The following is a 19,110-nucleotide window of genomic DNA, read 5'->3' on the forward strand; positions in this document are numbered from 1 at the left end:
GAAATCAATAAGCCTGCTGACGACTGACACCTTTATTCTGGTTCCTAGCTAAAGATGTAACCCTCCTAATCAAATCAATCCTTCCAAGGCGTGTTGCAAATCATTCGTTACATCAGCAACAGCTTGCCTAGCAGCCAAACGATTCCCTTGATATGTCGGGTAGCGCTCAGAAACAGATATCGGTTTACCCACAGTAATTTTGACTTTTTGCTTACCCAATTGCGGACGATGTACACCTTTATCGCCTTTGATTTTAGCAATCATCTGCCATAAAATTAAAGTCGTCTCAGCAAACCTTTCTGCTGTTGGATTTTCACGAATATAATTACCAGAAACAGCCACAAAACTTTCTACTAAACGCATGTGCCACATCCGCGCATTCGCTTCTTCAGCAATGCGATCGCCTAAAGCTCTTTCAACCGCAGATACTCCTTTTACATCCTTAAATTCTTCTCTAAATATATAATTCCAACCCGCTTGTTCTACTCGCTGACATCGGTCTCTCAAACTCCCTTTTGACTGCAAATTAAAATACTGTTCTGATATTAACAGCGCTGCATTCAACAAAGCTTGCAAACGAACTGCTAAGGCTTCATTTCTATCTGGAATTTGCCCAGTGACAATCTTGGGATCTGCCAGTTTTTGATGATAAAACCGGGTGTAAAATTCTTCCATTAGCAAAAGTAAATGTTCTGCCAAAGTCAACAATCGGGGATAAAGCGACTCCACAGAAGCATTTTCTGGTGGATTCACAGGTAAACCACTAGCCGCTTCCAATTCACTTAAAAGATTGGCGATCGCATCCCAAGGAGCATCAACGTAACTATATTTAATCCCAACTGGTACAATTAGAACCTGTTGGTCGCGTCCAGCTTTGTGCAAGTCTTCAGCACACCAAAAGCCTAATTGGGCGATACCGGGTTCCAAGGGGCTGATATTCTCTGATAAACCATTGGTTGCGCCCTCTGGTGCAGCCGCCATCGGGAATTTTCCATTGGCGAACAAGTCACGCGCCGAACGTAATCCCGTCCAGTCAGCTTTACCTCGCTGAATTGGAGTACCACCTAAATGAGAAGCAATCCAACCAACCTGAGAACCTGCCCATAGAGGAATGCCGCGATCGTAGATAAAATGAGCGTGGATGGGAAGTTGTAGCGCTGTGCCTTGCGATCGTGCTACCTTTGGCACGAGTTGAGAAAACAAGTAACCTAAACAAAGTGGATCGTCTGTTTTCGGATGGCGAAATGCCAGCATAAAACGGATCTTATCCTCCTGAAACTGGCGATAGAGATCCACCAAAACCTCTACGTTGTCTGCTTCAATTTGGGTAATAGCTGTTTGCCAGTTTATCCAACTGGGTAGCAACAGATGGACGACTCGTAGTAATAAGGGGTTAAACGCCGGAGGAATAAATTCTAAGGGTGCCTGTGCTTGATAAATTACATCTGCCAAAGTAGTTTCTCCTAAAGCTGTGATCAAGAAAGGCGGAAAGCTACAAGTAAAAATAAATAACACTGTGTACTTTGTACTTCATCCTTAATACTTCATACTTTAGTTGACACAGAAATTAGTGATCAAAGAAAGGCTATAAACGATGCGACTATCACAAATGTTATTCGTTACACTCCGGGATGACCCAGCTGATGCTGAGATTCCTAGTCATAAATTATTACTCCGTGCAGGTTACATTCGTCGCGTCGGTAGCGGTCTTTATGCTTATCTGCCGCTGATGTGGCGGGTACTGCAAAAAGTTTCCCAGATTGTGCGGGAAGAAATGAACGCTACAGGCGCACAAGAATGTCTTTTGCCGCAATTACAACCGGCTGATTTATGGAAGGAATCAGGACGCTGGGACACTTACACTAAAGCTGAGGGAATTATGTTTTCCCTAATTGACCGCCGTGAGCAACAATTAGGATTAGGCCCAACTCATGAGGAAGTAATCACAGCGATCGCTCGTGATATGATTCGCTCTTATCGTCAGCTACCACTACACCTCTACCAAATTCAAACCAAATTCCGCGACGAAATTCGTCCCCGCTTTGGTTTAATGCGCGGACGGGAGTTTATCATGAAGGACGGCTACTCTTTCCATGCCGATGAAGCCAGCCTCAAAGAAACTTACCAGGATATGTATAAAGCCTACAGCAATATCCTGCGGCGTTCTGGTTTAGCTTTTCGGGCAGTGGAAGCTGATTCTGGTGCAATTGGTGGTTCTGGTTCCACAGAATTTATGATTTTGGCGGAAGCTGGTGAAGACGAAGTTCTCTACACTGAGGATGGCAAATACGCCGCTAACGTAGAAAAGGCTGTTTCTTTACCAATTGATGCCGAAACCTCACGGTTTACAAGCTATGAGAAACGCGATACACCTGGAACAGAAACTATCGAAAAGGTTTGTCAACTCCTCAACTCTTCTCCCACTCAATTAGTCAAAAATGTCCTTTATCAAACAGTTTATGATAATGGTTTAACGGTGTTAGTTCTGGTGAGCATCCGAGGCGATCAGGAAGTTAATGAAGTCAAGTTGCAAAATGAATTGACCAAATTAGCTTCTGAGTATGGTGCTAAAACTATTATTAGTTTAAATGTACCAAATTTAGAAGCCCAGCAAGTATGGACAGCTAAATCTCTACCTTTAGGTTACATTGCGCCTGATATCGCAGATGAGTATATTACTGCCACTAAGCAGATCCATCCCAAGTTTTTGCGCTTGGTAGATCAAACAGCCGTTGATTTAAAAAACTTTGCTACAGGTGCGAATGAAGCTGGTTATCACGTAGTTGGTGCTAATTGGGGTGAGCAATTTAAGTTGCCAAGTAGTATAGTAGATATACGCAAGGCAAGACCAGGCGATCGCGCCATTCATAATCCCGAACAAAATCTTGCAAGCGCCCGTGGAATTGAAGCAGGTCACATCTTCCAATTAGGTACTAAATATTCCCAAGCGATGGGTGCAACTTATACCAATGAACAGGGTGAAGAAAAGCCGCTATTTATGGGTTGTTTTGGCGTAGGTGTATCACGACTAGCGCAAGCTGCCGTAGAGCAATCTTACGATAAGGATGGGATTATTTGGCCAGTTGCGATCGCACCCTACCACGCGATCGTCACAATTCCTAACATTAAGGATGCTCAACAAATCGAAATCGCCCAAAAGCTTTACACAGAACTCAATCAAGCCGGAATTGAAACCCTACTTGATGACCGCGACGAACGGGCGGGAGTGAAATTTAAAGATGCTGATTTAATTGGCATCCCTTATAGAATTGTAACCGGGCGGGCGATCGCTAATGGCAAAGTTGAAATTGTAGAAAGAGCCACCCGTAAATCGCAAGAAATTGTCATTGATGAAGTTACAACAACACTCAAACAGTGGATTACCGAAGCAATTCAGGTAAAAAATTAAACACCAAAATTTACGCAGAGGAATAAATACTTTACTTTGCGTTCCTCTGCGTTTTCCAGCCTGCGGCAAGCCGCAAAAGCGTCTACAGCGTTCCTTTGCGTTGTAAATTTAATCATCTCCAGAAAGAATGAGATTTACATAATTTGGCAGGTGACGGATTACAAATAAAAATTCTAAAATTGAGTCAGGGACTTGCAGAATTAAAAGGCATAAAGTCTCCTCCAACTTGTGGGAAACTCTCCACTTGTAAGTATCGTCTTTAACCAGGCTGCTCCTCACATAACTACCATATCAGCCCTCAGTTAGGAAGGTTTTGAACATGAAAGACCAACAAGGATCTAATCGTATTTCTTCAGGCGTAATTGCAGCTGTATCAGCAGTGGTTGTAGCGGTGGGTGGTGGTGTAGCTTGGTTTACCACACAATCCAGCAATACTCCCACACCATCAAATCCTTCTAGCCGCATTCAACAGCCAGCACAGCCATCAACTAGGCAGCCAGGTAATGAGCAAACCCCCAACGTTTATTGGCTAAGACCAAAGGACAAAAATGTTACTTTGGTTCCCCAGCCGGTTAAAGTAGCTTCGGTACTACCCAACCAGGCTTTAGAAGCAGCTTTCCAAAGTTTGTTAGCAGGCCCAACAGCAGGGACAGATTCGACAACTATCCCTAAAGGAACCAAGCTATTGGGGCTGAAGGCGGAAAATAATGAAGTTCACGTTAATTTATCTGAAGATTTTACCAGCGGTGGTGGTAGCACCTCCATGATGGGCCGTGTAGGGCAAGTTGTTTACACTGCAACAACTTTAAATCCCAAAGCCAAGGTGTACATTGATGTGAACGGCAAACCGTTGGATGTTTTAGGCGGTGAGGGTGTAGAGATACAACAACCGCTAACTCGTGAACAGTTTCAAAAAGATTATCCGCTTTAATCATCGGTCATTGGTCATTCGTCATTAGTCATTGGTCATTAGTTTTTTACAAGTGACAAATGACAAAGGACAAATGACAAAAGACTAACGTTTGCTATTTAATACACGAAAATTACGGGCTTGCTGCTCCAACCTTGTGGCGAGGCGATCGCAAACCCGATTACACAAATCAAAAATCATTTGATCTTCCACCCGGTAATAGGCGCAAGTTCCTTCACTGCGGCGGCTAAGAATACCTGCTTGCCACATTACCTTCAGGTGTTTTGACACATTTGCCTGAGAAGTTTGTGTTGCCTCTACCAACTCTTGCACGCATTTTTCTTCATCCCGTAATAAGTGTAGCAGCCGCAGGCGCATTGGCTCACTTAAGAGGCTGAAGTATTCAGCTACTTGTTGCACCACTTCTGGTGGTAAAGGCAACGTTTGTTTCATCAGGATTAACCCGCAAAGACTGAAAGTTTTAACAATTACTCACTTGATATATACATTAATACTTAATCGGGGTTAATTCGCATCAAAGGTTGACCATATTCTACAGCGTCGCCATTTTGCAGAAGAATTTCCATCACCTGGCCAGAGACTTCGGCTTCAATTTCATTCATCAGCTTCATGGCTTCAATGATACAGACTGTTTGACCCTTGCGGACGCGATCGCCCACTTCCACAAATGTCGCTTCCCCCGGCGCAGGAGCGCGATAAAACGTTCCTACCATTGGGGAAGGCACTTCTACCAATCTCTGGTCAATGGTTGAGGGAGGATTTACTGACAACTGCATTTGTGTGCTAGTACCAGTATTCTCAAACACGCGAGATGTGGACACCTCCGTTACCTGACTTCCGCTCACCTGGTTTCCCCCAGATGAACCCGATGTCAAGCCTGAACCTACCACACCGCCTAAAGTCCCTTGACCTACCGACAACATCTGATTGCTAACGCTCACAGCCTTACGGACTGTTAGCTCAAAGTCATCGCTTTTGAGTATGACTTCTGCAATATCTGTTTGGGCGATAGTTGCCAGAAGTTGGCGGATTTCATTAAAGTCCAATGGCACAGTTTTTATTACCTCGACCTATCCGTAAATTAGCATTTTAAGTGTGGCAGGGAATTAATCCCGATGTAGGGATTTCAATCGGGAGCAAGCATCTCCGTAGAGATGAAAGTTATTCCCTGCTGATATATTTATCTTCTTGAGTATCAACTCGGATGCGTTCTCCTTGGGAAATAAACAAAGGAACCATCACAATTGCCCCAGTTTCCAGAGTTGCTGGTTTTGAGCCACCTGTGGCGGTGTCACCTTTTAAACCTGGATCTGTTTGGATAATTTCCAGAACCACAGACTTAGGCAATTCTACTCCTAGCACCTGTTCGCCCCACCGGATAACTTCGGCTTCCATACCTTCCTTGAGGTATTTGACGCGATCGCCAATTTGTGCGCGGGTTAATCTGCCTTCTTCGTAGGTTTCCATATCCATAAAGACGAACTCATCGCCCTCTTTATAGGTATGCTGCATCGTACTTTTTTCTAAGGTGGCTTGCGGCAAGGTTTCCCCTGCTCGGAACGTTTTTTCCATCACGCTCCCACTCTGGACATTTCTTAACTTAGTTCGTACAAAGGCGGAACCTTTGCCTGGCTTGACGTGTAGGAATTCAAGCACTCGCCATACAGACCCATCTAATACAATTGAAACACCGGGTCGAAAGTCGTTACTGGAGATCATGAAACTTTCAAATTTTGGAAGACAATCGGCATTTATTGTACCCTTCTAGGGTCGTCATTGGGCATTTGTCATTAGTCGGTTGTCATTTGTCATTAGTCATTTATCCTCTGCCCTAGGCCTCTGCTCCACTCATCACCTAACGTGGGAAGATTATTTATGGGTTACGTCCAGTCAACAATTTAATGCTGCATTTGAGTTATCCCATGCTTAACTTATTAAAATCCTGGCTGAAGAACAGCCTAATGGCAATACTGCTGGTAACAATATTTTTAGGCATAACTACAGCTGGGTGGACTCCCTCCAGTAGCGCCGCATTACCAGCTGGCAATGCAATTACCGATGGTAAGGCTTTGTTGCGGTATGCACTCCCGATAGATAACAAATCTGTGCGGCAACTACAAGGCAGTTTAGAGGACATCTCTGCCCAACTGCGGGCGAATCGGCGTTGGGGTGCTATTTCCAAAGACATCAGCCAAGCATCCCGCATTCTCGATAAACCTTCCCAAATCTTAACAAGCGTTCCCGCAGAACGCCAACCCCAAGCCGAAGCTTGGATTACCGAGTTAAAATCTGGGGTGGGTAAATTGCAAGAATTGGCGAACAGCAAAGATAAAGAACAAATTCTGGAAGAGAGAGGTAAGCTGCTAAATCTCGTTACTGGGCTAGAAGAGTCAATGGTGAAACAATTCCCCTTTGAAGTGCCTGCTGAATACAGTAACCTGCCGCAACTTAAAGGTCATGCCACTGTAGAATTCAAAACCAACAAAGGCGATTTAACCGTCGTTGTAGATGGTTACAGCGCCCCTGTGACTGCTGGTAATTTTGTAGATTTGGTACAGAGAGGTTTTTATAATCGCTTAGAATTTACCCGTTCTGAAGAATCTTACTTTCTCCAAACTGGAGATCCTGCTGGGAAAGACGTGGGTTTCATTGACCCAACAACGGGCAAATATCGCGCCATTCCCTTAGAAGTTTTAGTTCAAGGCGATAAAGCACCTACTTATGGCATTACTCTAGAAGAAGCTGGTCGTTACCTTGATATGCCAGTTCTGCCTTTTTCTGCCTTTGGTGCAGTGGTGATGGCTCGTCCCGAAAGCGAAGTAAATGGAGGTTCATCACAATTTTTCTTCTTTTTGTTTGACCCCGAACTCACTCCCGCCGGACGCAACCTATTGGATGGTCGTTATGCCGTTTTTGGCTATCTCACCGAAGGAAGAGAAGTTTTGGATAAACTGAAGGCTGGTGACAAAATTGAATCGGCAACTGTGGTTCAGGGCATAGAAAATCTGGTTGAGCCGCAAGCTGCATAAGAAGAGAGCAGGGGGAGAATAATTCCTAACTCTTGTACAGACGCGATTCATCGCGTCTCTCCTAACTCCCCTGATTTAGATTGCCGGCAGCGAACACTTGATCAACTGCGATCGGTAATTCTGGAAAAATCCGCGATATTATTTGCTGAGTGGCTGTAAAAACTGTTTCTTCGTAAAATCCATCTTCCAGTAGTAACACCGAAATTTTTGCTTGCAGTGGGTCTACAATCCAATATTCAGGAACCTCTAAGGCCGCATATTCTGAGCGTTTATAACGATAGTCCCGTTTCACAGACTCTGGACTGACCACCTCGACAATTAGTAACGGAGATGACTCAAATACTGCTGAAGCATTCAACAATTCTCTAGCTTGCTCCAATGTCACTACAGACAAATCAGTCAACCTAGATTTATTTCTACCCGTTCTCACCCCACTTTCCCGAAAACACAGCCAAGTAGAGTTACAACGTTTGATTTCTGCTTTCAAGGCAGTATCCAAAAAATCGACAATCAGGAAATGTTCAATAGTCGGTGGGTTCATTAACTCTAGCTTCCCATCCACCAATTCATAATGAAAATCGCTACCATCATCATAGGTTAAGTACTCCTCAAACGTGATGCTGGTTACTGGTGTTGTTACCATTCCAACTGACTCCTAGACGATACCCTTATCTTAAACAGTAAAGTAAATCATCAGTTTTCTTCGTAATTTTGCAACACGAAAAACCGATTGTGAACAGTGAGTTATCTTCTCAACAAGTAAAAGACATTGGCGAACAAGGTCTTTTGGAAAGATTACAGCGCTTCTGTCCTCCAGAAATTATCGGCGATGATGCCGCAGTACTTGAGACTGCATCAGGACAATCTTTGGTGGTGACTACAGATGTACTGGTTGATGGCGTGCATTTTAGCAACCTCACCACTTCCCCAGAAGATGCTGGTTGGCGAGCTGCTGCTGCCAATTTATCAGATTTAGCAGCAATGGGCGCTTCCCCATTGGGAATCACTGTCGGGTTGGGACTTCCCGGTGAAGTTAGGGTGAGTTGGGTTGAGCGACTATACCAGGGAATGACAGAATGCCTGCAAAAATACAATACCTCAATTGTTGGTGGTGATATTGTGCGATCGCCTGTAACTACTCTGGCAATTACCGCTTTTGGTCAAGTTAACCCTAGTCAAATTATCCGCCGTTCTGCTGCTGTTGTCGGGGATGCGATCGTCGTTACAGGCGTTCATGGAGCCTCCCGCGCTGGCTTAGAACTGCTCTTGCATCCCGAATTGGGGCACAACCTCAACAATGAAGAAAAGACGGCTCTAATCCGCGCACACCAACGCCCACGACCACGATTAGATGTCTTACCAATCCTCTGGAAAATCCTAACTCCTAACTCCCAACTTTCCTTTGCTGGTATGGATAGCAGCGATGGTTTGGCAGATGCGATTATGCAAATTTGCCGCGCCAGTGGCGTTGGCGCTGTCTTAGAACGCAGACAAATTACCGTACCAAAAACTTTTAACCATTGGCTGACACCAGACCAAGCGCTAGAATATTCTCTATACGGTGGCGAAGACTTTGAATTAGTGCTTTGTTTACCACAAGAGTTAGCATCAGCCTTAGTACAACATCTTGGTGAAGATGCTGCGATCGTGGGCAAGATTACAACCGGATCAACAGTACTATTGCACGACGAACAAAAAAAATTCCCCGACCAAGTTCTGAGTCTTAGCCAGGGATTTCAACATTTTAGTCAATAGTCCTTTGTCCTTTGTCCAAAACTAATGACCAATGGCTAATGACCAATGACTAATTTATTGCCACTTCTCGGCTACCAATTCTGCCAAATCCAAGACTCGTTGGCTGTAACCCCACTCGTTGTCATACCATGCCATAACTTTTACTAAGTCATTACCTAAGACCAAAGTCAAGTTGGCATCGACAATCGAAGAAGCATCATGACCTTGATAATCAGACGATACCAATTCTAGTTCGCTGTAGGCCAAAATACCTTTAAGTGGGCCTTCGGCTGCATCTTTAAGAGCTTGGTTAACTTCTTCAGTAATAGTACGCTTCTCAACCTGAACTACGAAATCTACCATTGAGACGTTCGGGGTCGGTACGCGTAAGGCAACACCATTTAGTTTGCCTCTGAGGTCTGGGATAACCAGCGCCACTGCTTTCGCTGCACCAGTGGAGGTGGGTACAATGTTTATCGCTGCTGCCCTCGCCCGTCGCAAATCCCGGTGAGAAGCGTCTAGCAAGCGCTGATCGCCTGTATAGCTGTGGGTGGTGGTCATCGTACCTTTAATGATGCCGAACTTATCATTCAACACCTTGGCAATCGGTGCCAAGCAGTTGGTAGTACAGCTAGCGTTGCTGATAATGTGGTGTATGTTGTGGTCATAGTCATGATGATTCACACCAACCACAAATGTGCCATCCTCGTTTTTGCCAGGAGCGGTAATCAGAACTTTCTTGGCTCCAGCATTCACATGCTTGAGCGCTCCTTCTTTGCTAGTAAACACCCCCGTTGCTTCGATAATTAGGTCAATTCCCCAATCTTTCCAGGGCAACTTTTCTGGGTTGCGATCGGATACGCACTTAATGGTCTTACCGTTAACGGTGATAGAGTTATCATCAGCACTAATCTCAGCACCTTTGATCTTGCCTAGCATCGAGTCATACTTCAGCAGGTGAGCATTCGTTCTAGGGTCTGACGTGTCATTAATAGCGACAAGATCGATTCTACTATTTTCTCTACCCACCCAGCAACGCGCAAAGTTACGTCCAATCCGCCCGAAACCGTTGATTGCAACTCTAATCACAGTGTCTTGCCCTCTGTATTTATGCTTATATGTTGATATCGTTGACCCCAATCATATCGCAAAGGGGGGGGGCACTTTTAACCATAAAGTGTTCGATCAATAAAAAAACACATAATTTATTCAGATTTGTGGGAGTAAAGATTGTTGTTAGTGATATATGATCTGACCGATTCCGGGACTAAATAACGAATTGACTGGCGTTCGCGGCAAAATTTGCGAATTAGACTTGACGAAACTCCTACTAAAGGTGTATTCAAGAGTTGCCAGTTAATGTTGTGTGAGTGCTTCCTGAGTTGTTCCTCCACTTGCTTGCAGATTAATTTGCTTTGAGTTATAGTCTCACCACCTAGCAGTCGGGGTGCGATTAACCAATCACACATTTGTGCTAGTTCGTGTCCACGGTACCAACCGGGTAAGGTTTGGAAAGTGTCCAAGCCTACAATCCAGTACCAGTGAGTATTTGGGTAACAAGCAGATAAGTCAATCAGGGTGTTAATGGCATAAGAAGTCCCAGAGCGATTTGTCTCCACTCGTGAGACAGTAAACGCTGGGTTATCTTTTATGGCTAATTGCAGCATTTGCACACGATGCTCAAACAAAGCTGCTTCTTTGTGAGGAGGGTTTAGGGATGGTACCCAAATTACCTTTTCAAGGGATACTTGATGCAAAGCTGTCTCGGCTACGAGCAGGTGTCCCCAATGAATTGGATCAAATGTGCCACCAAAAATTGCTAGTTGCTGCATCCAGTTAAGCCTGGGTTTTATGCAATTGAAAAATAGTTTCATTACCAATGTACTATTGTACTCAATTAACGCCTAGACTTGATGCAATTTCAAATTAGTTTCACTAAACAATGTATTATGTAGCCAATTCCAGTAAGGTAGCCAAAAATATGTATTTGACATTACAAGAATTTCTTTCCCGATGCGGCCAAAATTTTCAGAATAATCTTAAGAACAGTTCAGAAATAGGAAAAACCTCCAACCAAGGTAAAATCATTCTGAACCAGGAAAACCAGAGCAGAAACATCATTTGGGCATCAAACATGAACATGATACAGGAGTAGTTACGGTAAAAATCAAATTCCTGTTATGATACGCGTGTCATTTGTGATTATGGTGTGGTGTGGTGTAAGAGGAGCAATAAATGACTAATTCTGTAGATTTTAGTGGTAGACCATTTCATTTCATTGGCATCGGTGGTATAGGTATGTCTGCTCTGGCATACGTTCTTGCAAAGCGTCAATTTCCAGTATCAGGTTCGGATCTTCGTCCAAATCATATTACGCACAAGTTAGAATCTATCGGCGCTCATATTTTTGGTAAACAAGAGGCAAGCAATCTCGAATTCTTTCGCCCTCAGGTATTGGCTAATGCAGTAGTATTAAATTCACAAGAACAATTACCTGCTGATAGTAAGTCAAAACTGCCTCAAGTCATTTGTTCAACAGCAATTAACACTAATAATTTAGAATACAAAGCAGCGCTGGAATTAGGTTGTCCCATTTTACATCGTTCAGATGTACTAGCCGCCTTGATTGCCGAGTACTACAGTATTGCAGTGGCAGGGACACACGGCAAAACTACAACCAGTAGCATGATTGGCTATATGCTTTTGGAAGCAGGTCTAGACCCAACAATTTTAGTAGGTGGCGAAGTCAATGCTTGGGAAGGCAATGCTCGACTGGGACAAAGCCAATATTTGGTAGCCGAAGCAGATGAATCAGATGGTTCCTTAGTAAAACACGCTCCAGAGATTGGCATTATTACCAATATTGAACTCGATCATCCTGACCACTACGATACATTAGAAGAAGTCATTGACATCTTCCAGACATTTGCTAAGGGTTGTAAAACTTTAATAGGTAGCATTGACTGTGCGACAGTGCGCGATCGCTTGCAACCCACAATCAGCTACAGCTTACACTCAGATACCGACGCTGATTACACCGTCACCAATATTGATTATCGTGCTGATGGGACTACGGCTTTAGTTTGGGAAAGAGGCAAAGCTTTGGGCGTGTTGAAGTTGCGGTTGCTCAGTCGGCACAATCTCAGCAATGCCCTAGCAGCGGTGGCTGTTGGTCGCGTTTTGGGCTTAGAATTTGGAGCAATTGCCAAAGGTATCGCCACCTTTGAAGGAGCAAGACGACGCTTTGAGTTCCGAGGTGAAGTCAATGGCATTACCTTCATTGATGACTATGCTCATCACCCTAGCGAGATTCGTGTTACTCTCGCCGCAGCACGTTTACAGGCAAGACCAGGGCAAAGAGTGGTTGCCATCTTCCAACCCCATCGCTATAGCCGTACACTGACCTTTTTAGAAGAATTTGCCGAGTCTTTTACCCATGCTGATTTGGTGGTACTGACTGATATTTACAGTGCAGGCGAACCTAATTTAGGGCAAATTAGTGGTGAACGTCTAACGGCGGAAATTGCTAAACAGCATTCCCAGGTGGTTTATCAACCAACTTTACCCGCAGTGTGTGAGTACTTGCTAGAAACACTACGCCCAGGAGACTTGGCGCTGTTTTTGGGGGCTGGGAACTTGAACCAGGTGATTCCTGAAGTAATGACGACACTTTGCGAACCTGCTAAAGCCACATCCTAAGTGGAGACTTTGTGAAGTTTTATTTCTGAGCAAGGTGCCCCTCTAGCAACGGTTTCATCTGTGAACTCTATTACCGTATCTTTGCGGTAAATTAATGTAAAAATTTTACCAAAAAAAAGTAAAGATGACCATTTCCCAGGCAGCTGGAAACGTCTGCACAGTTTCTGATTTGAATACAAAGAAACAGCAAACAGCTAATTCGGTGGAGAGTGAGGTAATTTACTTACCCAATAGTGATTGTGCGATCAAGTCCCAGGCTTCCTTATCAGCGTTTACTTCCTATAGAGTTGGGGGAGCAGCTGATTTGTACGTTTCCCCCCGAAACTTAGAAGCACTGCAAGCAAGTCTTAAATACGCAAAAGAACGTGCTTTAAAAGTGACAATACTGGGAGCAGGTTCTAACTTACTCGTGAGTGATGGTGGTATATCAGGCTTAGTCATTGCGACTCGTCATCTCCGCTTCAGCCACTTTGATCCAGATAAAGGTCAATTAACCGTTGCTGCCGGAGAATCAATTCCCAGCTTGGCATGGGCAGCAGCAGAATTAGGGTGGCAAGGATTGGAGTGGGCTGTTGGTATCCCTGGAACAGCAGGAGGGGCCGTCGTGATGAATGCAGGGGCACATAATAGCTGTATCGCAGATATGCTAGTTAGTGCCCAAGTACTTTTACCCGATGGCACGCTGGAAACTCTTACCCCCGATCAGTTAGGTTATAGCTACCGGACTTCATTATTGCAAGGTGGCGAGTCTCCTTCTCCTGGCGGAGACGCTGCGCGAACGGAGAGGCTTCGCCAACGCATAGTCACTCAAGCCACTTTACAACTCGCGCCTGGTGCTGACCCCGCAAAAGTTGTAGCAATCACCAAAGAACACAAAAAGCATCGGTTAAGCACCCAACCATACAACTTCCCCAGTTGTGGCAGTGTGTTCCGCAATCCTAAACCTTACAGTGCTGGCTGGTTAATTGAACAAACTGGTCTGAAAGGCTACCAAATTGGTGGGGCACAAGTAGCACTACTCCATGCTAATTTTATCGTTAACCGTGGTGGAGCAAAAGCTAGTGACATCTTCTGTCTCATTCGCCACATCCAACATCAAGTACAAGAACGTTGGTCTATTAATTTAGAGCCAGAAGTCAAAATGCTCGGAGAGTTTCAAGGTGCGTGTGGATAGGGAGTGGGGGATGAGGAGTGAGGATTGGGCAAGAAGCAGGTTAGCAGAGAGCAGGAAGCAAGGGAGATGAGTTTACCTCTGCACTCTGCCTCTTTTCAATGCCCAATACCCAATGCCCAATTCCCAATTCCCTACTTCCCATTTTTATGATGCATTAATTATTGGTAAAAAAAGAGGCAAATTACTTACCGCATCTATAATTGAATTTGATTTGTTATTCAACGCACACGCGTACAAATAATTATGACAGGAAAAGGACAGGGATTCGGCTTTGGCTTAGGAAAAATGAAAGAATTGGCTGAAGCTTTTAAGAAAGCGCAGCAAGTTCAAGAAGGCGCAAAGCGACTCCAAGAAGAATTGGAGCAAATGGAAATTCAAGGAGAATCTGGCGGTGGTCTGGTGAAGGTGATTGTCAGTGGGAACCAAGAACCCAAGCGCGTGGAAATTTCTCCAGAGGCTTTAGGGGAAGGTGCAGAAGTACTTTCCGATCTCGTGACCGTGGCAATGAAAGAAGCCTACAACAAGTCCACAGCAACTATGCGGGAACGTATGGAAGAATTAACCAGTGGCTTGGAGTTACCTGGATTTTAGTCATTGGTCATTAGTCATTGGTCATTAGTCATTGGACAAAGGACAAATGACTATTGACAAAGGACAAATAATATCTATGCCTTACAAGTTGCTGTTTGTCTGCTTAGGTAACATCTGCCGATCGCCATCGGCAGAAAACATCATGAATCATCTAATTGAGCAGGCTGGCTTGAACGAACACATCCTCTGTGACTCTGCTGGTACATCTAGTTATCACATTGGTAGCCCACCTGACAGACGCATGAGTGCTGCGGCGGCTACAAAGTTGGGAATTAAACTGCGTGGTCGAGCACGCCAGTTTCAAAAGTCAGACTTTCAAGACTTTGATTTGATTTTGGCGATGGATCAAGAAAATTATGAGAACATTCTCACTCTCGATCAAACTAAGCAATATCAGCAGAAAGTGCGTTTGATGTGCGAGTTTTGCTCTCGACACACCCTAAAGGAAGTTCCAGATCCCTATTACGGTGGTCAAGAGGGATTTAATCAGGTTATTGATTTACTGATCGATGCTTGTGAAGGTCTGCTTATATACGTTAACAGCCAAAAACCAATAATTTAAAGTTAGCAGTAAGGAATTGAGAATTTTATCATATCCGCTTCTCTAGACATCTCCAGAAATCAAATAAACCTTATCTAGAACCCTTGTAGAGACGTAGCACTGCTACGTCTCTACATTCATTTTCTCTCCTCACTTTTTATTCCACCAGACCATGCTTCATCGCAAAACGCACTAATTCCGCTCGGTTGCTGCTTGAGGTTTTTCTCAATAAACTGCTAACGTACTTTTCCACTGTTCGAGGACTCAGGTGTAGCTGAAGACCCATATCAGCATTAGAAAGACCATGAGTCAATAACTCTAAGACTTCCTGTTCTCTATGAGTTAGGGATGAGTGCAGATGGGATTTCTGAATTTGAGTGGACAGAGAATTATGGGCATCCCCCGCTTTTGTCGAGCCGGAAATGCCCAAACTCTCTTTATGAGAAAAGCGATACTCAGATTGAATGATTTGCGATCGCTCCAAAAGATTGCGGATTGCTGCTGCTAACTCTTCTAGTTCAAAAGGCTTGGGTAAGTATAAATCGCATCCTGATTGGTAGCCCAGAATTCTTTCCTGTGTCTTGGTGCGTGCCGTTAATAAAATTACAGGCAATAAACGAAATACTGGTTGTTGACGCACCCGGCGCACCAGTTCATAGCCATTCATCCGTGGCATAACGATATCCGTGACAATCAAATCAGGATGATACTCATCCACCATAAATAAAGCCTCTTGACCGTCATTAGCCGTGATCACCGAGTAGCCTGACAGTTCAAGATAGTCGCTAACAGACAGACGAGTGCCCAAATCATCATCCACTACAAGGATCGTCAAGGGCATGGATAATACACCCCTAGCATTTTTTTACTCAGAAATTTTCTTCTACGTGCTCCATCAGTGAACACAGACAATAATAATGTTCTTATGTTTCATACTATGACAGGATTACCAGCTAATGAATGCCTTCAGGGTTGATTTATGAAGAAAATCTTAAATCATTAGGAAGGTTAACGAAGTTAAACTCACCAGTAACTCCCTGTGGTTGGCAGGTCTAGAGAGTTTTCTAATTTTTAACACCTCATCAATAACGCAGAGTAAATGCTCACATAGTGTAAATTAATATTAACTTACTCAATAATTTCCCAAAAGCCTAGTAGATATAAATATCTAAAGTTTAGGAATCCTCGCCGTTCTACGGTGGGGTGGATGTCAACCACGAGGTCTAATGATTATTGGTGTCAAGTAACTTAAAATTATCAGAAAACTCTTAATTGTGAATTTAAAAAAGCTAGATTAGTGATATACAGTTCAACATTTATAGCGGTTCTAAGATACACCCTATAATTCACAAGCCAATTCAAATAATTTTTTAGGTACATTTAAAGCACACAAAATTATCAATGAGCGACAAGAACGAAGGTTACAAAGTTATTTGCGACAACCGTCAAGCCCGTTATTTGTATGAAATTCTAGAAACTTACGAAGCTGGAATTGAATTGACAGGAACAGAGGTGAAGTCGATTCGTGAGGGTAAAGTCAATCTCCAAGATGGTTATGCTTTGCTTCGCAATGGCGAAGCATGGTTGATCAATGTGCATATCTCACCTTACAACGCGAGTGGACAATATTTTAATCATGAACCACGGCGTACACGCAAGCTACTATTGCATCGCCAAGAACTCCGTAAGCTAATTGGCAAAGTAGAACAGCAGGGATTAACTTTAATCCCTTTGAAAATGTATCTTAAACGCGGCTGGCTAAAAGTGAGTATAGCCCTTGGCAAAGGTAAAAAGCTCCACGATAAGCGAGAAGACCTGAAACGACGCCAAGACCAGCGTGACATTCAACGGGCAATGAAAAGCTATTGAGGAGCAATGTTGCTAAACTACACAGCAGAGTGAGAAAGGGATTGCTGTGAAAACCATGTTCTATATCCACAGCGTGAGTTATGAAAATTCTTAGTTTATAGCCGCAGATTGATTTTGTTAAGGTTGAGACTCGATACAGTGGTGAGTAACTTCGGATAGCATCAGGAATTTACACAACTTATGAAAAGTAATTTAATTACAGCTGTTGGCGCTGGCGTTCTCAGCTTGAGTATGGGAATTTTACCTTTAACTCTATCTGCACAAGCTCAGACAACTAATGACCCCGGAGCCACTACTGCTCCAACAACGACCACACACGATCGCAACGATTTTAATTGGGGTTGGCTAGGATTAATTGGTCTATTTGGTCTAGCTGGGTTGGCTGGTAAAAAACGCGATAACGAACCTATAGCTTATCGCGATCCTAAAGCCCCAGGTGCCACGACATATAGGGATTAATACCATTTTAGATTTTGGATTTTGGATTAGGAATAATCTTCTGCGTCTAAGCATTGTGAATCCATCTATCGGAATAATTTTAAAATTGGTACAAGCAACTCCAAATACTCTTTGGCAAGTTGCTTATCCATCTCCAAAATTCAAAAAATGTCAGTTGTCAGTTGTCATGAGTAAAACAACTGACAACTTAATCTATGTTAATTTAGTGCTGGTTCTGAGTTAGATGAATTTGTCTGGTTTTGAGCTAAAGGTGTCCAATAGCTGGCAATTAAGGCAACGATGAGCCACCAGAGGGTATTGACTTCAGGACGATACCAGACAGTATCCACAGTGCCGTGAGCTAGCATACCCAGCAAAATAGCGATCGCTCCAATTAACCAAAATCCCTCTACACTCCTCAATTTTCGCAATCGTCGCACTTGCAAAAATGCCGTATTAAATGTGACGATTATCAGCCAGAGAAAGCAGGCCAAACCAACAAAGCCAGTTTCTACAGTCACTTCAAAGAAAATCGAATAGGCACTCAAAGCAGTGAAACGAGGGTGTTGGTAGAAGGGATAAACTTTATTAAAAGAGCCGTGACCGGGCCCAATGCCGAAAATCGGGCGATCGCGAATCATCTCAAACACAGCATCCCACACATTTCGGCGAAAATTATTACTGCTATCTTTACGGTCAGCAAAAATACTGAACACTCGCAGGCGAACTGGCTCTACAAATATCACTGCTAGAAGCAACACCCCGATCAAACCTCCCAAGACAATTGGCAGTGACCAAGTACGCCAAAAACGAGGCATTTCCACGCTTTTCCAATAAACTAGCAATGCCATCACAGCTAAAACTGCCACTACTAGTCCAATCCAACCACCACGACTAAAAGTCAGAATCAGGCAGGCGGTATTGACAATTAACATCGTTAATGCTAGTGCTTTTTTGAGCCAACTTTGCCATGCAAAAATTGCCACTAAGCTAAAAATTACTGCTGGTAAAAGGTATCCAGCCAATAAGTTGGGATTGCCTAAATAACTGTAGACTCTTGTAGTCTTAGACAGAGGAGATTCTGGGTCAACCCAAGTTGCCAGTGCTGTGGCTCCAAAAAACCATTGCCGCAACCCGTATACACTAACAATTAACGATACGTGCAGGTAAAGGATGATAATCCAAGACCGGAGGCGAGGCGACCTTAATACCCTGGCACAAAGGGCAAATAGTAGCAAATACAAGGTCAACGTTCCCAAGTCGTTAAGTGCCGCCTTTTTCACTGGTGATAATGCTGTTGCAACTGCGGCAACTCCCCAGTAGAGCAATACTAGCAAGTGAATGGGAGTGACTGACGAGACATTTGCTGGTGTTACTTCATCAGATAAAGTCAACAACAGCCAAAATCCGACGCAAGCCACCAGCAACAAACCCACCAACGTACTCGAAGCAAAAGGTGCAAGAGCATATATTAAGCTGAGTAAAGCCGCTGCGATCGCATCTCCCCACTGGAGTAAGACGCTAGTTTGCCGCCAAGAACTTAACAGTCCCACCAGAGAGCGGTGTACGTAACTGCTAGCAAAATATTCTTTGAGCGGTAAAGATGATAAAGTAAATCGTTGCCAGACTAAATTCATAAAAAACATTGCGATCAATTAGCCTGCCGACGCAGAACTTGGAATTGATCATAATGCA

Annotated in this window: 19 protein-coding genes; 10 read left to right on the plus strand and 9 right to left on the minus strand. The window is 43.8% G+C overall.

Annotated elements, in window-relative coordinates; translation table 11 throughout:
• Positions 1-69: 69 nt before the first annotated feature.
• Positions 70-1,452: a 1-acyl-sn-glycerol-3-phosphate acyltransferase gene (locus V7K62_RS09555; protein ID WP_334863829.1), complete on the minus strand. Its 1,383-nt coding sequence runs from the start codon at positions 1,450-1,452 to the stop codon at positions 70-72.
• Between the two features lie 142 nt (positions 1,453-1,594).
• On the opposite strand from V7K62_RS09555, the gene V7K62_RS09560 reads away from it, so the two are divergent.
• Positions 1,595-3,409 carry a proline--tRNA ligase gene (locus tag V7K62_RS09560; protein WP_334863698.1) on the plus strand — a complete coding sequence of 605 codons (1,815 nt, stop codon included), beginning with the start codon at positions 1,595-1,597 and terminating at the stop codon, positions 3,407-3,409.
• Positions 3,410-3,728: 319 nt separating this feature from the next.
• Positions 3,729-4,340, plus strand: coding sequence for a GerMN domain-containing protein (locus V7K62_RS09565; protein ID WP_334863699.1), 612 nt, complete (start codon positions 3,729-3,731; stop codon positions 4,338-4,340).
• Positions 4,341-4,424: 84 nt separating this feature from the next.
• Here V7K62_RS09565 and V7K62_RS09570 read toward each other — a convergent pair whose 3' ends face one another.
• From V7K62_RS09570 to efp, 3 genes are all read right to left on the minus strand, one after another.
• Positions 4,425-4,772, minus strand: coding sequence for an ArsR/SmtB family transcription factor (locus tag V7K62_RS09570; RefSeq protein ID WP_104909018.1), 348 nt, complete (start codon positions 4,770-4,772; stop codon positions 4,425-4,427).
• Positions 4,773-4,834: 62 nt separating this feature from the next.
• The gene (gene accB, locus V7K62_RS09575) at positions 4,835-5,392 is read right to left on the minus strand and encodes an acetyl-CoA carboxylase biotin carboxyl carrier protein (RefSeq protein ID WP_334863700.1); all 558 of its coding nucleotides are present in this window, start codon (positions 5,390-5,392) and stop codon (positions 4,835-4,837) included.
• A 109-nt stretch (positions 5,393-5,501) separates the two neighbouring features.
• Entirely contained in the window at positions 5,502-6,059 is a 558-nt protein-coding gene (gene efp, locus V7K62_RS09580) for an elongation factor P (protein ID WP_334863701.1), read from the minus strand.
• A 203-nt stretch (positions 6,060-6,262) separates the two neighbouring features.
• On the opposite strand from efp, the gene V7K62_RS09585 reads away from it, so the two are divergent.
• Positions 6,263-7,369, plus strand: coding sequence for a peptidylprolyl isomerase (locus tag V7K62_RS09585; protein WP_334863702.1), 1,107 nt, complete (start codon positions 6,263-6,265; stop codon positions 7,367-7,369).
• A 61-nt stretch (positions 7,370-7,430) separates the two neighbouring features.
• Here the strand turns inward: V7K62_RS09585 and V7K62_RS09590 are convergent, their stop codons facing one another.
• Positions 7,431-8,012, minus strand: a complete 582-nt coding sequence (locus V7K62_RS09590; RefSeq protein WP_334863703.1) for a Uma2 family endonuclease — start codon at positions 8,010-8,012, stop codon at positions 7,431-7,433.
• A gap of 89 nt (positions 8,013-8,101) precedes the next feature.
• Here V7K62_RS09590 and thiL point away from each other — a divergent pair, with 89 nt between their 5' ends.
• The gene (gene thiL, locus V7K62_RS09595; RefSeq protein ID WP_334863705.1) at positions 8,102-9,124 is read left to right on the plus strand and encodes a thiamine-phosphate kinase; all 1,023 of its coding nucleotides are present in this window, start codon (positions 8,102-8,104) and stop codon (positions 9,122-9,124) included.
• Between the two features lie 54 nt (positions 9,125-9,178).
• On the opposite strand, the gene V7K62_RS09600 is transcribed toward thiL, so the two are convergent.
• Complete coding sequence (locus V7K62_RS09600; protein WP_334863706.1) at positions 9,179-10,192, minus strand: type I glyceraldehyde-3-phosphate dehydrogenase; 1,014 nt, start codon at positions 10,190-10,192, stop codon at positions 9,179-9,181.
• A gap of 116 nt (positions 10,193-10,308) precedes the next feature.
• A complete protein-coding gene (gene nadD, locus V7K62_RS09605; RefSeq protein ID WP_334863707.1) occupies positions 10,309-10,935 on the minus strand; it encodes a nicotinate (nicotinamide) nucleotide adenylyltransferase in 627 nt (208 codons plus the stop codon).
• Positions 10,936-11,338: 403 nt separating this feature from the next.
• On the opposite strand from nadD, the gene murC reads away from it, so the two are divergent.
• The 4 genes from murC to V7K62_RS09625 all read left to right on the plus strand — a co-directional run bounded on the left by murC (position 11,339) and on the right by V7K62_RS09625 (position 15,129).
• On the plus strand, positions 11,339-12,802 hold the full coding sequence (gene murC, locus V7K62_RS09610; protein WP_334863708.1) for a UDP-N-acetylmuramate--L-alanine ligase: 1,464 nt from the start codon (positions 11,339-11,341) through the stop codon (positions 12,800-12,802).
• Positions 12,803-12,926: 124 nt separating this feature from the next.
• On the plus strand, positions 12,927-13,976 hold the full coding sequence (gene murB / locus V7K62_RS09615) for a UDP-N-acetylmuramate dehydrogenase (protein ID WP_334863709.1): 1,050 nt from the start codon (positions 12,927-12,929) through the stop codon (positions 13,974-13,976).
• Between the two features lie 243 nt (positions 13,977-14,219).
• Positions 14,220-14,567, plus strand: a complete 348-nt coding sequence (locus V7K62_RS09620; protein WP_334863710.1) for a YbaB/EbfC family nucleoid-associated protein — start codon at positions 14,220-14,222, stop codon at positions 14,565-14,567.
• Positions 14,568-14,643: 76 nt separating this feature from the next.
• On the plus strand, positions 14,644-15,129 hold the full coding sequence (locus V7K62_RS09625; RefSeq protein ID WP_334863830.1) for a low molecular weight protein-tyrosine-phosphatase: 486 nt from the start codon (positions 14,644-14,646) through the stop codon (positions 15,127-15,129).
• A 136-nt stretch (positions 15,130-15,265) separates the two neighbouring features.
• Here V7K62_RS09625 and V7K62_RS09630 read toward each other — a convergent pair whose 3' ends face one another.
• Positions 15,266-15,949, minus strand: coding sequence for a response regulator transcription factor (locus V7K62_RS09630; protein ID WP_334863711.1), 684 nt, complete (start codon positions 15,947-15,949; stop codon positions 15,266-15,268).
• Positions 15,950-16,509: 560 nt separating this feature from the next.
• Here V7K62_RS09630 and smpB point away from each other — a divergent pair.
• Both smpB and V7K62_RS09640 read left to right on the plus strand, forming a co-directional pair.
• On the plus strand, positions 16,510-16,977 hold the full coding sequence (gene smpB, locus V7K62_RS09635) for an SsrA-binding protein SmpB (RefSeq protein ID WP_334863712.1): 468 nt from the start codon (positions 16,510-16,512) through the stop codon (positions 16,975-16,977).
• A gap of 180 nt (positions 16,978-17,157) precedes the next feature.
• Positions 17,158-17,436 carry a WGxxGxxG family protein gene (locus V7K62_RS09640; protein WP_334863713.1) on the plus strand — a complete coding sequence of 93 codons (279 nt, stop codon included), beginning with the start codon at positions 17,158-17,160 and terminating at the stop codon, positions 17,434-17,436.
• A 197-nt stretch (positions 17,437-17,633) separates the two neighbouring features.
• Here V7K62_RS09640 and V7K62_RS09645 read toward each other — a convergent pair whose 3' ends face one another.
• Positions 17,634-19,052 carry an IctB family putative bicarbonate transporter gene (locus tag V7K62_RS09645; protein WP_334863714.1) on the minus strand — a complete coding sequence of 473 codons (1,419 nt, stop codon included), beginning with the start codon at positions 19,050-19,052 and terminating at the stop codon, positions 17,634-17,636.
• Positions 19,053-19,110: the final 58 nt, after the last annotated feature.

The sequence above is a fragment of the Nostoc sp. genome, from assembly GCF_036917935.1.
Lineage (GTDB): Bacteria > Cyanobacteriota > Cyanobacteriia > Cyanobacteriales > Nostocaceae > Nostoc.

What these genes read in the sequence shown, in the direction of transcription:
- V7K62_RS09560 (WP_334863698.1), top strand. Translation starts at nt 1,595, where the DNA reads ATGCGACTATCACAAATGTTATTCGTTACACTCCGGGATGACCCAGCT.
- V7K62_RS09565 (WP_334863699.1), top strand. Translation starts at nt 3,729, where the DNA reads ATGAAAGACCAACAAGGATCTAATCGTATTTCTTCAGGCGTAATTGCA.
- V7K62_RS09570 (WP_104909018.1), bottom strand. Translation starts at nt 4,772, where the DNA reads ATGAAACAAACGTTGCCTTTACCACCAGAAGTGGTGCAACAAGTAGCT.
- efp (WP_334863701.1), bottom strand. Translation starts at nt 6,059, where the DNA reads ATGATCTCCAGTAACGACTTTCGACCCGGTGTTTCAATTGTATTAGAT.
- V7K62_RS09585 (WP_334863702.1), top strand. Translation starts at nt 6,263, where the DNA reads ATGCTTAACTTATTAAAATCCTGGCTGAAGAACAGCCTAATGGCAATA.
- V7K62_RS09590 (WP_334863703.1), bottom strand. Translation starts at nt 8,012, where the DNA reads ATGGTAACAACACCAGTAACCAGCATCACGTTTGAGGAGTACTTAACC.
- nadD (WP_334863707.1), bottom strand. Translation starts at nt 10,935, where the DNA reads ATGCAGCAACTAGCAATTTTTGGTGGCACATTTGATCCAATTCATTGG.
- murC (WP_334863708.1), top strand. Translation starts at nt 11,339, where the DNA reads ATGACTAATTCTGTAGATTTTAGTGGTAGACCATTTCATTTCATTGGC.
- murB (WP_334863709.1), top strand. Translation starts at nt 12,927, where the DNA reads ATGACCATTTCCCAGGCAGCTGGAAACGTCTGCACAGTTTCTGATTTG.
- V7K62_RS09620 (WP_334863710.1), top strand. Translation starts at nt 14,220, where the DNA reads ATGACAGGAAAAGGACAGGGATTCGGCTTTGGCTTAGGAAAAATGAAA.
- V7K62_RS09625 (WP_334863830.1), top strand. Translation starts at nt 14,644, where the DNA reads ATGCCTTACAAGTTGCTGTTTGTCTGCTTAGGTAACATCTGCCGATCG.
- V7K62_RS09630 (WP_334863711.1), bottom strand. Translation starts at nt 15,949, where the DNA reads ATGCCCTTGACGATCCTTGTAGTGGATGATGATTTGGGCACTCGTCTG.
- smpB (WP_334863712.1), top strand. Translation starts at nt 16,510, where the DNA reads ATGAGCGACAAGAACGAAGGTTACAAAGTTATTTGCGACAACCGTCAA.
- V7K62_RS09640 (WP_334863713.1), top strand. Translation starts at nt 17,158, where the DNA reads ATGAAAAGTAATTTAATTACAGCTGTTGGCGCTGGCGTTCTCAGCTTG.
- V7K62_RS09645 (WP_334863714.1), bottom strand. Translation starts at nt 19,052, where the DNA reads ATGAATTTAGTCTGGCAACGATTTACTTTATCATCTTTACCGCTCAAA.